Origin of the sequence: Plantactinospora soyae (assembly GCF_014874095.1) — a bacterium.
GTDB lineage: Bacteria > Actinomycetota > Actinomycetes > Mycobacteriales > Micromonosporaceae > Plantactinospora > Plantactinospora soyae.
Genome location: NZ_JADBEB010000001.1, coordinates 7,262,996 through 7,276,896 on the forward strand (window position 1 = coordinate 7,262,996; position 13,901 = coordinate 7,276,896).

Genomic DNA, 13,901 nt, shown 5'->3' on the forward strand with positions numbered 1-13,901 from the left:
GCTACGGCGACGAGCGGCGCTGTTGCGTGGCGGATGGATGGCAGCGCTGAGCCGCGTCGGGAGTGGGGTCAGGTCGCTCGGGCCGGGTCACGGGCTTCGGCTCCGGCGGGATCTCGGTACCGACGGCGGACCGCCCGACCTAACGGCGGAGCACACCTCGGGCGATCAGCTCGACCGTGGCCGCGATGGCGGCGGTCTCCACCGCCAGCAAGGCGATGAGGATCAGCAGCTGCGTTGCCCCGGCCTGGATCGGGCTCGCGCCTCCGAGCAGCACCCCGACGAACGCACCGGGAAGCGTGACAAGCCCGACTGTCCGGGTCTGGTCCAGCGCGGGAACCAGCGCCTGACCGGCGGAAGTCCGGCAGACCTCCAGGACAGCGTCCCGTTCACCGAACCCGAGCGCGAGTCCCGCCTCGTACTCGCCATGCCGGGCATGCAACTCGTCGAGAGCGCGTCGACCGGCCAGCGTGGTGGCGGTCATCGCCCCGCCGGTCAGGATTCCGGCCGTGGGTAGCACCGCCAGCGGTGTGGCGGGCAGCGCGTGACTCGCCACGAGCAGACCGAGGGCGGGAAACACCCCGAACCCGATCGGCACGGCCGCCGCCCACCGGGCACGCCTGGAGTTGATCCTTCGAGCCGAGGTAACCGAGGCCACGACGTACATGACGGCGATGAAGGCACCCGTGCTCCACCACGACGCGAGGACGGCAACGATGATGAGCGAGACCACGCCGAGTTGCAGGACGGCCCGCACCGCCGCCCGCGCGACGGCCGGGCCGGACCCGAGCCGGGTCAGCCCGAACACGGTCGCGGCGAACAAGGTCAACGCGGCCAGGACCAGGAACAGGACTGGCCCGACGTCGATCACGGTGCTGTCCATCGGCGCATTCTCGCCCATGACGAAGCCGTCACGCGGTGACGGCCGGCACCTCGGTGACGGGACACGGATCCCGGCGAGGGCTGGTTGGCCTCCGCGTCGCCGCCGCGACCGCCACTTTCACGCACCCCCGCAACGCTGCGGCCGGTCGTCTGATGTCGAGGACGTCAGGAACCCGTACCCGGGCCCGGCGATCCCTTGTCGGCCCTCGGCGGCTCGTACTGACGACATGCTTCTCGAGCGCCACGCATCGCCGGCCCGTTCTCCGCCGCTCGCAGCTGGTCCGACAGCGGGAAGTTCCCGTCCTCGTCCGGGTCGGGGAACTCCGGTACGCCCTTCTCACGAACGCACGCGGAGTACCGACGCCGTTGCTGCATCTCTTCGGCCGTCCGCCCGTTCTCCTGGTCACCCGCCTTCTGGTTCCTCACCAACCGCGCACACGGCTCCGGCACCTCGTAGTTGCGCAGAGAGTCGGGGAAGGTCCAGTTGTCCTCGTCGTCCCGGACCGGATCCGGAAAGTCGGGATAACCGTTTGCCCGCATACAGTTTGCGACGTCGAGGGCCGTGGGGCCCTCAGCGGTGGGTGAAGCGGTCGGCTGGCCGCCGGAGGCGCCAGTGCAGCCGGTCAGGGCGACCATCGCCACTCCGACCGCGACGAGCGTACGTAGCTGATTCATGTGCCCAGGCTCCCGACCAGGCACCCCAGCCCGCTCCCCCCAAATGTGGCGACCCCGCACCCCCATTGTGGGGACCGGTTGGCAGCCTCCCGCACACCCCCGAAAGTGGGCGGCCGGAGTCGACCGTGGAGGGAAGCATGACGCGGTCCGGCGTACCAGCATGAGGGCCATGACGGTGCTGGAGCTGCACGACGTACGCAAGACGTATCCCGGTGAGCCCCCGGTCGAGTCGGTACGTGGTGTGAGCCTGACCGTGCAGCCGGGCGACATGCTCGCCGTCCGGGGGCCGTCGGGATCAGGCAAGTCGACGCTGTTGAATCTGATGGCCGCCCTGGATCGGCCGACCGGCGGCTCGGTCCGGCTGGCCGGGCAACCCGTCGAGCAGTTGACCGACCGGCAGTTGGCCGGGCTGCGCGCCCATCGGGTCGGCGTCGTCTTCCAACAGTTCTTCCTGCTCGAATCGCTGAACGCGGTGGAGAATGTGGCCACCGGACTGCTCTACCGAGGGGTGCCACCCCGGCATCGCCGCGCGGCGGCCACCGAGGCGCTGCGCCGGGTCGGTCTCCGCCATCGGACGCAGCACCGGGTCCCCAAACTCTCCGGCGGGGAGCGTCAGCGGGTGGCCATCGCCCGCGCGCTGGTCGGCAGACCGGCGATCGTGTTCGCCGACGAGCCCACCGGCAACCTCGACTCGAGCACCGGCGCGGAGATCCTCGCCCTGATCCACGAGCTGAACGCGGACGGCACCACCTTTGTGATCGTCACCCACGAGGAGGCGGTGGCGAAGGCGTGCCGGACCCGGATCACAATGAGCGATGGCCGGATCGTGGCGTGACCGCTCGCGTCACTCCTCGTTGCGCAGTGCCTCGCCAAGCGGCACCAACCCCTGCTGTAGTCCGAAGATCGCCGCCTGGGTCCGGTCCTGGAGATCCAGCTTGGCCAGGATGCTGGACACGTACGATTTCACCGTCTGCTCGCCGAGTGAGAGCGCGCGGGCGATCTCCCGGTTCGACCGCCCCCGGGACAGCGCGGCGAGCACGTCCCGTTCCCGGGCCGACAGCCTCGCGAGTGGTCCGGTCCCGTCGTTGGCCCGGACGCTGCGGACCAGCATCGCGGCAACGTCCGGATCGAGTACGCTGCCGCCGCTGGCGGCGGCCCGTACCGCCGCCACGACCGTGTCGACGGCGGTGGTCTTCGACAGGTAGGACGCGGCACCGGCGCGGACCGCGTCCATTGCCCGGTCCTCGGCGGGGAACGAGGTGAGCACGATGACGGCGGTCGGGTCCGCCCGTTCGCGCAGGGCGTGCAGCACGGCCATCCCGTCCAGACCCGGCATCACCATGTCCAGCAGGACCACGTCCGGCCGCAGCGCGCTGATCCGGGTGAGCGCCGTCTTCCCGTCGGCGCACTCACCGACCACCTCGAAGTCGGGCTCCTGGTCGAGCACGAACCGCAGCCCCTGGCGGACCACCTCGTGGTCGTCCACGACCAGGATCCGGATCATCCGGCACCCGCCGGCAGCAGCACCCGTACCGTCGTCCCTCGTTCCGGCGCGCTGACCAGGTCCAGCGTTCCACCCAGCTCGCCGACGCGTTCGCGCATCAACGTGAGGCCCATCCCATGCCTGTCAGCCGTCGCCGCTGGGTCGAAGCCCCGCCCGTCGTCCTGGACCGTCACCGCCACCTGCCCGCGGATGGCGGCGACCCGCAGCTCTATCGTGCCCGGCTCGGCGTGCCGTACGGCGTTGCCGAGCGCCTCCTGGACCACCCGCAGCACGGCGTGCTCGACCGGGGCGTCGAGCCAGGGCGGCTCGATCGAGGTGGCGATCGTTATGCCGAGCCGCACCTCATACGCCCGGCACAGCTCGGCCAGCGCCTCGGCCAGACCGGCGTCCTCCAGGGCGACCGGCCGCAGCTCCAGCAGCATCGCCCGCATCTCCCGCATCGTGCGCTCCAGGGACCGCTCCAGGGACTCGGCCTGCGGTCGCAGTTCGGCACTCGTCCGCAGCGCCTTGCGCAGACCGCCCGCCAGCAGGCTGGCGGAGAAGAGCTCCTGTGTCATCGAGTCGTGCAACTCCCGGGCGATCCTGGTCCGCTCGGCCCGCCGCGCCTCGGAGCCCGCCGCCCTCCGTTCCGCCTGCCGGGCCGCCTCCAGCCGTTCGGCCATCGCGTTGAACGCCTGCTCCAGTCGACCCACCTCGTCGGCGCCGGAGACGGGGAGCCGGGCCCCCAGGTCGCCGCCGGCCATCGCCGAGGTGGCCCCGGCCAGCCGTCGGATCCGTCGAATCAGCCGACCGGTGCTGAACAGCCCGAACAGCGCGCCGACCGGAAGCAGCAGGACCAGGACGACCGCGCCGGGTAGGACCAGGGAACCGATTCCCGGAACGATGGCGTCCTCGGGTTTCCGTCCACCCTCTCCCGCCGCGCTGGTGGTTCCGTTGACCGGCTTGCTCGCGTCGCGCTTTCGAGCCGGGTCCGGGTCCCACAGCAGGGCGTACGCGATCCCGATCACCCGGCGGGTTCCCGTCGGGTCGGTGATCTCCACCGGCTCGGCGGCCCAACTCGCCGGCCGCCCGTTCGCCTCCGTCCGACCGCCGCGCGCCGAGTCGCTGATCGCCTCGGCGGGCAGCCGGAGGTTCCGGGCGACGTGGCCACCAGGCCCGCTGCCGACGACGCGACCGTCCACGGTCGCCAGTGCCCGCAGGTGGTCGCTTACCCCGTCTCTGTGTTGCTCCGGCTGCGACGGCCCGGCGACGACGGTCGCCGCCGCGACGAGCAGTTTCTCGTCCGAGCTGCCGAGCAGTCTGCCGGCGGCGGCCACGCTCGCATCGTCGCCCGCGGCGGCTGCGGTCTGCAACGCCAGGAACTCCGCCTTGCCCTGGCGGGCGGTGTCCTGGGCTTCGATCGCGCGCTGCCGCGCCTGCTCGAGGGTGTCGTTCGCGGCACCGATCCGCGGCACCATGACCGCCAGCACGGCCGTCTCGACGACAAGTACGGCGGCCGCCGAGACGAGCACGTACGACACGGCCATCCGGGACCGGAGACCGAAACGGGAGAACATCGACCGCCTCCAAGGGAACGGAGTCGTTCCGCGATCCAGGCTACCGAGCGGAGGCGGCGCTTCCAGTGCTCCGACCTCCCCGAATAAGAGGGGGCCCGGACACCTCTTCCGGGGGAAGTGCTCACCCGGCGAGGCGGGCCATCGTGGGCGGATGAACGGACGCAGCGATCGTGCCCGCCCGGCACGCGGCCACACCCCTACCCCGCGCCGACGACGCGAAGGGTCGGCGAGATGAGCCGCAGACGTACGACGGTGGTGACCGGGGTGGCAGTCGCCGCCGGCCTGGCCGGAGCAGCGGGCATCCTGGTGACGAACAGCCGGGCGCAGGACGTCGAGGGGCCTCCGGCGACCACCGTGAGCACCGGAACCGCCGAGGTACGCACCGCCGACCTGTCGGAGCGTACCCAGGTCAACGGCACGCTCGGCTACGCGGGCGCGTACCAGGTGATCGCGCCGGGTCCCGGAATCCTCACCCGGTTGCCGGCCGCCGGCCAGACCGTACGTCGGGGCAGGGTCCTCTACGAGGTCGACGGCAAGCCGGTAGTGCTGATGTACGGCAGCCGCCCCTCCTGGCGCACTCTCGAGATCGGCATCGACGACGGCGCCGACGTTCAACAACTGGAGGCCAACCTCAAGGCTCTCGGGCACGGCGATCGGATGACCGTGGACCGGCGTTTCAGCCTCGCTACCCACTACGCGCTCCGCCGCTGGCAGCGGGACGCCGGCCTGGCGGTGACCGGTGCACTACCACTCGGGCGGGTCGTCTTCATGCCCGACGCGATCCGGATCGCCGGCCACGACCTCGGACTGGGTACCCAGGTGCAGCCGGGCGTGCCGGTGCTACGCGGCACCAGCGAGCAGTCGGCGGTCACCATGGCGCTCTCGCCACAGCAACTGCCCAGCGCGAAGGTGGACGACCCGGTCCTGGTGACCCTGCCCGACGGGGCGACCCGGGACGGGAAGATCACCCACATCGGTGCGGTCGCCGCCACGTCCAGCGGGTCGGACGGCAGCGCCAACTCCGCCGGTGGCGACATCTCGACCGGGCCGACGGTGCCGGTGACGGTGCGGATGACCGGAGCCGTCAGCGGCTTCCTGGACCAGGCCCCGGTACGCGTCGCGATAACCGTCCAGTCCCGCCGCGGCGTGCTGACGGTACCGATCACCGCGCTCAACGCCGTACCCGGCGGCCAGTACGAGGTCGTCGTGGTCGACGGCGGGACGAGCCGGCGGGTGTCGGTACGGACCGGACTGTTCGACGAGACCGCCGGACTGGTCGAGGTGAGCGGGCACGATCTGACCCAGGGCCAGCAGGTGCGGGTGCCCCGTGACAACGCCTGATTCGCCGCGTAGCCGACTGCGCACCCGAGACCTGCTGCCGACCGGCACCCTGGGACTCCGCTCCCGCCGAGTACGCGCCCTGCTCTCCGGCCTCGGCATCGCGATCGGCATCGCCTCGGTCGTGTCGGTGATCGGGCTGACCCGGTCCAGCCAGTCCCATCTACTGGCCCAGATCGACCAGCTCGGCACCAACCTGCTGACCGTCGGCAACGGCACCGACTCCAACGGTGCCGAGACGCGACTCCCGACCAGCGCGACGCCGATGATCCGGCAGATCCCCGCCGTACGGTCGGTGGCGCCGACCGCGAAGCTGAGCAGCAACATCTACCGCAACGACCGGGTGCCCGCCGGCCGGACCGGTGGACGGGCGGTACGCGCCTGCGACGCCTCGCTGCTCGCCACGCTCGACGGGTCACTGCTCACCGGCACGTTCCTGGACGCCGGCCCGTACCCGGTCACCGTGCTCGGCTACCAGGCCGCCACGACGCTCGGCATCGACGACGTCAGCGCGGGTCCCCGGGTGTGGCTCGGCAACCACTGGTACACCGTCGTCGGCATCCTCACACCGTTCCCGCTCGCGCCGGAGATCGACCAGTCCGCCCTGGTGTCGTTCGCCTCGGCCGAACACCTCCTCGGGTACGACGGTCACCCGAGCCGGCTCTACCTGCGTACCGACCCCGAGCGGGTGACAGACGTCGCGGGGCTGCTCGCCGGCACCGCCAACCCGGTCGACCCGGCCCGGGTGGAGGTCAGCCGACCGTCGGAGGTGCTCACCGCCCAACTCGCGGTGAAGGAAGCCGGCGCCGGCCTGTTCCTCGGACTCAGCGCCATCGCGCTACTGGTCGGCGCAATCGGGATCGCCAACGTCATGGTGATCTCGGTGCTGGAACGGCGTACCGAGATCGGGCTGCGTCGGGCGCTCGGCGCGACACGCGGCCACGTCGCGGCGCAGTTCCTCACCGAGGCGCTGGTGCTCTCCACTCTCGGCGGGGGCGCCGGCATTGCCGTCGGCACCGGCGTGACGACGGCGATCTCCGTCCACCAGGGCTGGATCGTCCTGATCCCGCCCGGGGCGCTCTGGGGCGCGACCGCCGTCTCAGTCGCCGCCGGGATGATCGCGGGGCTCTATCCCGCGCTACGCGCCGCCAACGTCCCTCCCACCGACGCCCTACGGACATCCTGACCCACCGGATCAGCCGGATGCGGTGTTGCTCCCACCGGTCGTCGCGGCCACCGCCGCAAAGCTTGGTGCGGACCCGGTCTGCCTCCGGGATCCTGGACATCATCAGCCTCGTCGGCAAGCTCGACTCCCTGACGTCCACATCGAAGAGTTCCGCCAACGGCTTCGGCGAGATCAGCGGCGACTGCCCGCTGCCCGAACTGCCCACCGTTCCTGCCCTGCCCCACTGACACCGCGAGTCCCCGTCCCGCCGAGCTGCGAATTGGATCAACGTAGAGGTGACCCGATGAACGAACGACCGGCCGACGTCACGGTCGAGAGCCTTCTCGCCAAGTTCTCCCAAACCTCCTACGGCGAACTGCTGCACGACGACCAGCGCCGCCGGCACCTGCTGGCCACGATGATGGCGGACAGCACCAACCCGATCTTGAAGGAAATGGGCGAGCAGCTACGGGACGGAGTGACCACCCCGGGGCAGCTCATCTCCGTACCGGCGTACTGGGAAGAGCTTCAGCACGGCTACCGGGGTCTCGCGGAGGTCCCACAAACTGCGGTCAGGCGAGGCCGGCGTCGTGGGCGAGAAGGGCGATCTGGGTACGGTTGTCGAGGTCGAGCTTGGTCAGGATGTGCGAGACGTGGGTCTTCACGGTGGCCAGGGTCATGTTGAGTGCCTTGGCTGTCTCGTTGTTGTTCCGGCCCTGGGCGATCGCCACCACGACGTCGTGTTCGCGCGGGCTGAGCGCGGCGAGGGTGGCCCGGGCGCGGGCGTAGCTGCCCGCCTGGACGGCGACCCGGTCCATCAGGCGACGGGTGATCCGTGGCGACAGGATCGGCTCACCCGCGGCGACCTGCCGGATCGCCTCGGCGATCCGGGGTGGCGGGGTGTCCTTGAGCAGGAAACCGCTGGCTCCGGCGCGCAGCGCGTGCAGGATGTTCTCGTCGGTGTCGAAGGTGGTCAGCACGATGACCTCGGGCGGGCGCGGGCGGGCCCGCAGGCGGCGGGTCGCGGTGATGCCGTCGACCCGGGGCATGCGCAGGTCCATCAGTACGACGTCGGGGCCGTGTGCGTCGGTCGCGGCGGGGGCCTCGTCACCGTCGGCGGCCTCACCGACCACGGCGATGCCCGGGGCGCCGTCGAGCATCATGGTCAGCCCGGCGCGGACGAGCGCGTCGTCATCGACGACGAGCACGCGTACCGGCGGGGTCATGCCGGCCATGGTAGCGCCGCGTGCAGCCGGAACTCGCCGTCGATCGCCTGGTGGTCGAGCTGCCCTCCGGCCAGCTGCACCCGCTCGGTGAGCCCGACCAGGCCGGCGCCCCCGGACCACCCGGGCAGCGTCGTACGGTGCGGTGCCAGCGTGTTGCGGACGTCGATCTCCAGTCCCGCGCCGGGCCCGCCGCGCAGGTCGACTCGAACCTGCTGGCCCGCGGCGTGCTTGCGGGCGTTGGTCAGGCCCTCCTGGATCACCCGGTACGCCGTACGGGCCACCGCCGGCGGCGCCTCGGTCGGCTCGTCCACCGCCGCACGCAGCGACACCTCGGTACCGGCCTCGCGGGACTCCTCGACCAGGCGCGGGACGTCGGCCAGCACCGGCTGCGGGCGGATGCCCTCGCCGTGCGGCGGGTCGTCGTCGCGCAGCAGCGAAATCACCTCGCGCAACTCGTCGAGCGCCTGGTGCACGCCGTCCCGGACAACGCCCGCGGCCCGGGACAACCGCTCGGGTGAGGAGTCCGGGCGGTACTCCATCGCGCCGGCGAACGTGGCCAGCAGGGACAGGCGGTGTGCGAGGACGTCGTGCATCTCCCGAGCGATCTTGCGGCGTTCCAGCATGCGCGCCTCCGCCACCCGGCGGCCCTGCTCCGCCTCGGCGCGGCGGGCCCGCTCGTGCAGCGAGCCGATCAGGGCCGCACGGGCCTGTGCCCAGGCGCCCCAGCCGAGCAGCGCGCCGTAGCTGATGGCGGTCAGGACCAGCCACCATCCGTACGACATGCCGCCGTGAGACCGCCAGAGACCCTGGACCGCGTGCGCGGCGACCCCGGCCGCCGCCACCGCGATCGCGACCGGGGCGCGCCTGCGTCGCGCCACCTGCAGCGCGCCGATCGTGGCCGGTGGAGTGGCCGCCGGCGACACCGCGGCCAGCACGGTGAGGACGGCGGTGGCGGCGACCGGCCGCCACAGCGTCAGCGCCGTCACCAGCCAGCTCAGCACACCGACGGTGACGTCGAACGCGAGCAGCGGACCGGGTGGGCGGTCGCTCCACCATCCCAGGATCGTGACCGCGATCAGCACCCCGGACGGGCCCAGGATCGCGGCGAGGGCAGCGGTGCTGACGCGGTGGTCGCATTCCTCCGGCCGGGGCGCGATGCTGTTCACCCGGCGAGGCTAACCGTGGGCACCCGGAGCCGGCATCATCCGGAAGATGGTGGTCGGCTTCTCCTAAGACGGCATCGGCGCAGCTTGCGGGCCGATGCGGGCACAGGTCCCGCACCATGATGCTTCTCGGCATGACGAGCCAGATGCAACGAACCGACACGAACAGGACCATCACCCGACGTACCGGCCGTGCGATCACGGTCGCCGCCGGATCGGCCGGCGCGCTCCTGCTGTGGGCCGTCAACGACCCGTGGGGCGGCATCGACCTCGCCGTCCGGCAGGGCGGGGGTACCCGGCACATCGACCCGGCCGCCGTCGCGGTCAGCGCGCTGATCGCCGGCCTGGCCGCCTGGGGCCTGCTCGCGCTGCTGGAGCGCACCGTCGGCCGCCCCGTCCTGACGTACCGCATCATCGCGTCGATCGTGCTGCTGCTCTCGCTGGCCGCGCCGCTGGGCAGCGGCGTCGACACGAGCAGCCGGCTGGTGCTGCTCGGCATGCACCTGACGGTCGGTGCCATCCTGATCATCGGGTTGCCCCGCCGACTGAACTGCCGATGACGATGACAGCGCGACGATCGGATCGTCATCTCCGTCGCGCTCCTGGCGTTCTGCACCGCGGTGTCCAGCGCGGCCGGCCCGCCGTCCTGGTCCGGCGGGCGCTCGCGACCGGCACGGTGCCGCGGCGTGCCCTCTTCCCCGGTTCCGCTGATACGCCAACAAATCGATCATGGCGGGTACAGTCGTCGTACCCTCGCCGACCGTTCACCGGAGACGACAGATGCGCTCGCACGACCTGGTGCCGCTCGGGCGTAGCGGCGTCTCCGTCAGCCGACTCGGTCTTGGCTTGGCCCCCATCGGTGGCATGTTCGCTTCGGTCGACGGCGGGCAGGCCCGCGCCACCATCGACGCCGCCTGGGACCTCGGCGTCCGGCTCTACGACACCGCACCGGTCTACGGGTACGGCCGCTCGGAGACCCGTACCGGGCTGGCGCTGGGCCCCCGGCCGCGCGACGAGTACGTCCTGTGCACCAAGGTGGGCCGGTTGATCGAGCCGGATGGACCGGACACCCAGTCGATCTGGGCTGACCCGCCATCCGGCGTCGGCCCTCGTCTTGACTACCGCTATCCCGCCGTGATCCGGTCCGTGGAACAGAGTCTGGAACGCCTCGGCCTCGATCGGGTCGACGTCCTGCACGTGCACGATCCGGATCAGGACTACCCCACGGCCCTCGCCGAGGCGTACCGGGCGCTGGCCGATCTTCGCAACGCCGGAGTGATCCGAGCCGTCTCGCTCGGCGTGAACCACGCCGACGTGGCGGCCCGATTCATCCGCGAGGCACCCGCCCCCGGACCCGACTGCGTCCTGCTCGCCGGGCGCTACACGATGCTGGACCAGTCGGGGCTGGCCGACCTGCTGCCACTGTGCCGGCAGCGTGAGATCGCGGTGATGGCGGCGGGCGTATTCCAGTCCGGCCTGCTCGCCGAGCCGAGAACCGGCGCCGCCTACGGCTACTCCCGGGTACCCGACGCGCTGCTCTCCCGCGTCCGCGCACTCCGGGACCTCTGCCACCGGTACGACGTTCCGCCACTGGCCGCCGCGATCCAGTTCGCGTTCGGGCACCCGGCCGTCGCGACCGTGGTGGTCGGCGCGCGGAAACCCCACGAGGTGGACGAAAGCTCCGCACTGCTGGCGTATCCGATCCCGCCCGAACTCTGGCGAGGAATGAAGGACACCGGCCTGCTACCGGAAGACGTGCCGACCCCGTCCGGCGATAGCTGACCCGGCACCCGGGCGACCAGGAGCCAGACCCGGTGACTCGCGTACCGCCCGGGCTGCCCCGTGTTCGTGGTGCCGTCGTCTTCGGTCGACGGGAGACTCCTGATGTCGTGGCGCCTCCGACTTGTCGCAACCATCCGGTTGCGATAGTGTCTATCGCAACCGGATGGTTGCGAAGGAGCTAAGGGTATGGCTGTCCCTGACCGGATAGAACGAACTGTTGACCTTGATCACTCCCCCGACCGGGTGTGGGCGGCGCTGACGACGGCCGAAGGGCTGGGTAGCTGGTTCGGCGACAGCGCCGACGTTGACCTGCGTCCGGGCGGCGAGGCACACGTGCGTTGGGTGGAGTACGGGGCGCACACACTCTGGATCGAAGTCGTGGACCCGCCACGTCGCTTTGCCTACAGCTGGGCCGTCGACGGGCTCGGACCCAGTGACCCACGCCGTACGCACGTCGAGTTCAGTCTGGAGCCGATCGGCGCCGGCACCCGGCTGACCGTCGTCGAGACCGGCTTCGCTCAACTGCCGGACGAACTCGTCGACGCCTTTCACGGCAACGCCGAAGGTTGGCGGGACGAGCTCGCAGAACTGGTCGAATATCTCAATGCCGCCGCTGCCGAGGAATGAGGACGAAGCAGAGGCGGTCGCTGCCGCGGTGTTCACCGCACTGGCCGACTCGACCCGACGGCGCATTCTCACCGAACTGGCCTCCGGCGGCCCGGCCACGGCCACCGACCTGTCCCACCGCCTGCCCATCTCCAGGCAGGCAATCACCAAACACCTGACCCTGCTGTCGGACGCCGGCCTGGTCCAGACCCAGTCCGTCGGGCGGCGGATCCTCTTCCAGCTCCAGTCCCGGCCCATGGCCGTGGCGCAGTCGTTCCTTTCCGCGCTGAGCCGAGACTGGGATACCCACCTACGGGCTCTGCAACATCACCTGGATCAACAGTCGAAGGACAACCCATGACACCGCAGTTCCGCGGCGGCCAGAACATTGCCATGAAGCTGCCCAAGGCACAGTTCGAGCAGACGGTCACCTTCTACCGGGACGTTCTTGGCATGGACGTCACAGACGAGACCGGCGAAGGCGTGGAGGGAGTCGTCTCGCGCTGTGCATCCGTGCAGTTTGGCCCGGTGAAGCTTTGGCTCGACCAGGTCGACAACTACGCACGCGCCGACATCTGGCTCGAGCTGTTCACCGACGATGTGGCAGTGGCCACCGACCACCTCGCACGGCATGGCGTCATACCCCAGGACGAACTCGAGCCGTTCCCGTCCGGCCTGGCCGCCCACTGGATCAGCAACCCGGTTGGCATTCCCCACATCGTCCGGATCGCCGACCCGGTTCAGCCATCGATGATGGCGCCCTGAAGGCATGCGCCTAACCTCCGCCCGGACGGGCTGTGCCGGGCGATGGGTCAGGAGGCCGTGGCCGGCTTCTTGCTCGGATCGGCCGAGGCGGCACCGTGGGTGGGGCGGCGGGTCAGGACCTGGGGGCCGGATTCCGTGATGGCGACCGTGTGTTCGGAGTGGGCGGTGCGGGAGCCGTCGGCAGAGCGGATCGTCCAGCCGTCCTTGTCGAACTTGATTTTGTCGGTGGAGCGGCAGAACCAGGGCTCGATGGCGATGGTGAGGCCGGGGTCGAGTTTCACGCCACGGCGGGGGCGGCCGTTGTTGGCGACGTGCGGGGCCTCGTGCATGGTACGGCCGATGCCGTGCCCGCCGAACTCGGCGTTGACGCGGTAGCCGTACGAGTGGGCGACCTGGCCGATCGCGGCGGAGACGTCGCCGAGGCGTCCGCCGGGCTGGGCGGCGGTGATGCCGGCCTCCAATGCGACCTCGGTGGCCTCGATCAGCTTCAGGTCGGCCGGGTCCGGGGTGCCGACGATGACGGAGAGCGCGGAGTCGGCGACCCAGCCGTCGATGCCGGCCGCCATGTCGATGCTGAGCAGGTCACCGTCCCGCAGAACGTAGTCGTGCGGCAGGCCGTGCAGCACCGCGTCGTTGACCGACAGGCACAGCACGTTGCGGAACGGGCCCCGGCCGAACGAAGGAGCGTAGTCCCAGTAGCAGGACTCGGCGCCGCGTTCCTTGATCCGGCGGCGGGCCTGGTGCTCGAGGTCCATCAGGTTGACGCCGACCGCGGCCGCACCACTCAGCTCGCCGAGCAACTCGCCGACGAACTGGCCGGCCACCGCCATCCGGCCGATCTCCTCGGCGGACTTGAGCTCGATCACGACAGCCTCCCTCTCCGGATGCGGTATTTTTATACCAGTATTTTTATACCACGCCAGGTCGGGGACGCCCCGGAGGGATATCCTGCTGTCATGGTTCGCCAACCGCTCACCGCCGAACAGATCGCAGCGGGCCAACGCCTCGGGGCCGCCCTCCGGGTCGCGCGGGCCGGCCGTAGCCACGTCGAGGTGGCCCTGGCGGCCGGCATCTCCCCAGAGACGCTGCGCAAGATCGAGGCGGGCCGCCTTCCCGCACCGGCGTTCGGCACCGTGGTCTGCCTCAGCCAGGCCCTCGACGTCCCCCTCAGCGACCTGGCCGACGTCTGGCTGGCCGACATGCCCATCCGCCAGGCGTCCTAGAGACAGACCAGCCGCCCCG

Annotated in this window: 17 protein-coding genes; 10 read left to right on the plus strand and 7 right to left on the minus strand. The window is 71.0% G+C overall.

Annotated features, from left to right (window positions below; genetic code table 11):
* Nucleotides 1–139: 139 nt before the first annotated feature.
* Nucleotides 140–880 (minus strand): ABC transporter permease, encoded by a 741-nt coding sequence (locus H4W31_RS31835; protein WP_192770002.1) that lies wholly within the window; start codon nucleotides 878–880, stop codon nucleotides 140–142.
* Between the two features lie 164 nt (nucleotides 881–1,044).
* Complete coding sequence (locus H4W31_RS31840) at nucleotides 1,045–1,554, minus strand: hypothetical protein (RefSeq protein WP_192770003.1); 510 nt, start codon at nucleotides 1,552–1,554, stop codon at nucleotides 1,045–1,047.
* Nucleotides 1,555–1,723: 169 nt separating this feature from the next.
* Here H4W31_RS31840 and H4W31_RS31845 point away from each other — a divergent pair, with 169 nt between their 5' ends.
* Entirely contained in the window at nucleotides 1,724–2,389 is a 666-nt protein-coding gene (locus H4W31_RS31845; RefSeq protein ID WP_192770004.1) for an ABC transporter ATP-binding protein, read from the plus strand.
* Between the two features lie 9 nt (nucleotides 2,390–2,398).
* On the opposite strand, the gene H4W31_RS31850 is transcribed toward H4W31_RS31845, so the two are convergent.
* Nucleotides 2,399–3,058, minus strand: coding sequence for a response regulator (locus H4W31_RS31850; protein WP_192770005.1), 660 nt, complete (start codon nucleotides 3,056–3,058; stop codon nucleotides 2,399–2,401).
* A complete protein-coding gene (locus H4W31_RS31855) occupies nucleotides 3,055–4,614 on the minus strand; it encodes a HAMP domain-containing sensor histidine kinase (protein ID WP_192770006.1) in 1,560 nt (519 codons plus the stop codon). Before H4W31_RS31855 ends, H4W31_RS31850 begins: the two co-directional genes overlap by 4 nt.
* Before the next feature lie 231 nt (nucleotides 4,615–4,845).
* On the opposite strand from H4W31_RS31855, the gene H4W31_RS31860 reads away from it, so the two are divergent.
* From H4W31_RS31860 to H4W31_RS31870, 3 genes are all read left to right on the plus strand, one after another.
* Entirely contained in the window at nucleotides 4,846–5,955 is a 1,110-nt protein-coding gene (locus tag H4W31_RS31860; RefSeq protein ID WP_192770007.1) for a peptidoglycan-binding protein, read from the plus strand.
* Nucleotides 5,942–7,138, plus strand: coding sequence for an ABC transporter permease (locus tag H4W31_RS31865; RefSeq protein WP_192770008.1), 1,197 nt, complete (start codon nucleotides 5,942–5,944; stop codon nucleotides 7,136–7,138). The genes H4W31_RS31860 and H4W31_RS31865 overlap by 14 nt, the downstream gene beginning before the upstream one ends.
* 65 nt (nucleotides 7,139–7,203) lie before the next feature.
* Complete coding sequence (locus tag H4W31_RS31870; protein ID WP_192770009.1) at nucleotides 7,204–7,365, plus strand: hypothetical protein; 162 nt, start codon at nucleotides 7,204–7,206, stop codon at nucleotides 7,363–7,365.
* 324 nt (nucleotides 7,366–7,689) lie between these two features.
* On the opposite strand, the gene H4W31_RS31875 is transcribed toward H4W31_RS31870, so the two are convergent.
* Nucleotides 7,690–8,352 (minus strand): response regulator, encoded by a 663-nt coding sequence (locus H4W31_RS31875; protein WP_192770010.1) that lies wholly within the window; start codon nucleotides 8,350–8,352, stop codon nucleotides 7,690–7,692.
* Nucleotides 8,340–9,509: a sensor histidine kinase gene (locus H4W31_RS31880; protein ID WP_318783521.1), complete on the minus strand. Its 1,170-nt coding sequence runs from the start codon at nucleotides 9,507–9,509 to the stop codon at nucleotides 8,340–8,342. The genes H4W31_RS31875 and H4W31_RS31880 overlap by 13 nt, the downstream gene beginning before the upstream one ends.
* A 131-nt stretch (nucleotides 9,510–9,640) precedes the next feature.
* Between H4W31_RS31880 and H4W31_RS31885 the strand changes: the two genes are divergently transcribed.
* The 5 genes from H4W31_RS31885 (at nucleotide 9,641) to H4W31_RS31905 (ending at nucleotide 12,659) form a co-directional block, all read left to right on the plus strand.
* Entirely contained in the window at nucleotides 9,641–10,066 is a 426-nt protein-coding gene (locus H4W31_RS31885) for a DUF6069 family protein (RefSeq protein ID WP_192770011.1), read from the plus strand.
* Nucleotides 10,067–10,286: 220 nt separating this feature from the next.
* Nucleotides 10,287–11,288 (plus strand): aldo/keto reductase, encoded by a 1,002-nt coding sequence (locus H4W31_RS31890; RefSeq protein WP_192770012.1) that lies wholly within the window; start codon nucleotides 10,287–10,289, stop codon nucleotides 11,286–11,288.
* A 186-nt stretch (nucleotides 11,289–11,474) separates the two neighbouring features.
* Nucleotides 11,475–11,915 (plus strand): SRPBCC domain-containing protein, encoded by a 441-nt coding sequence (locus tag H4W31_RS31895; protein ID WP_192770013.1) that lies wholly within the window; start codon nucleotides 11,475–11,477, stop codon nucleotides 11,913–11,915.
* A complete protein-coding gene (locus H4W31_RS31900) occupies nucleotides 11,893–12,255 on the plus strand; it encodes an ArsR/SmtB family transcription factor (protein ID WP_192770014.1) in 363 nt (120 codons plus the stop codon). Before H4W31_RS31895 ends, H4W31_RS31900 begins: the two co-directional genes overlap by 23 nt.
* On the plus strand, nucleotides 12,252–12,659 hold the full coding sequence (locus tag H4W31_RS31905) for a VOC family protein (RefSeq protein ID WP_192770015.1): 408 nt from the start codon (nucleotides 12,252–12,254) through the stop codon (nucleotides 12,657–12,659). Before H4W31_RS31900 ends, H4W31_RS31905 begins: the two co-directional genes overlap by 4 nt.
* Nucleotides 12,660–12,706: 47 nt before the next feature.
* Here the strand turns inward: H4W31_RS31905 and map are convergent, their stop codons facing one another.
* Nucleotides 12,707–13,525: a type I methionyl aminopeptidase gene (gene map, locus H4W31_RS31910; protein ID WP_192770016.1), complete on the minus strand. Its 819-nt coding sequence runs from the start codon at nucleotides 13,523–13,525 to the stop codon at nucleotides 12,707–12,709.
* A gap of 90 nt (nucleotides 13,526–13,615) precedes the next feature.
* Here map and H4W31_RS31915 point away from each other — a divergent pair, with 90 nt between their 5' ends.
* Nucleotides 13,616–13,882: a helix-turn-helix domain-containing protein gene (locus H4W31_RS31915; RefSeq protein ID WP_192770017.1), complete on the plus strand. Its 267-nt coding sequence runs from the start codon at nucleotides 13,616–13,618 to the stop codon at nucleotides 13,880–13,882.
* The last annotated feature ends 19 nt before the right edge of the window (nucleotides 13,883–13,901 follow it).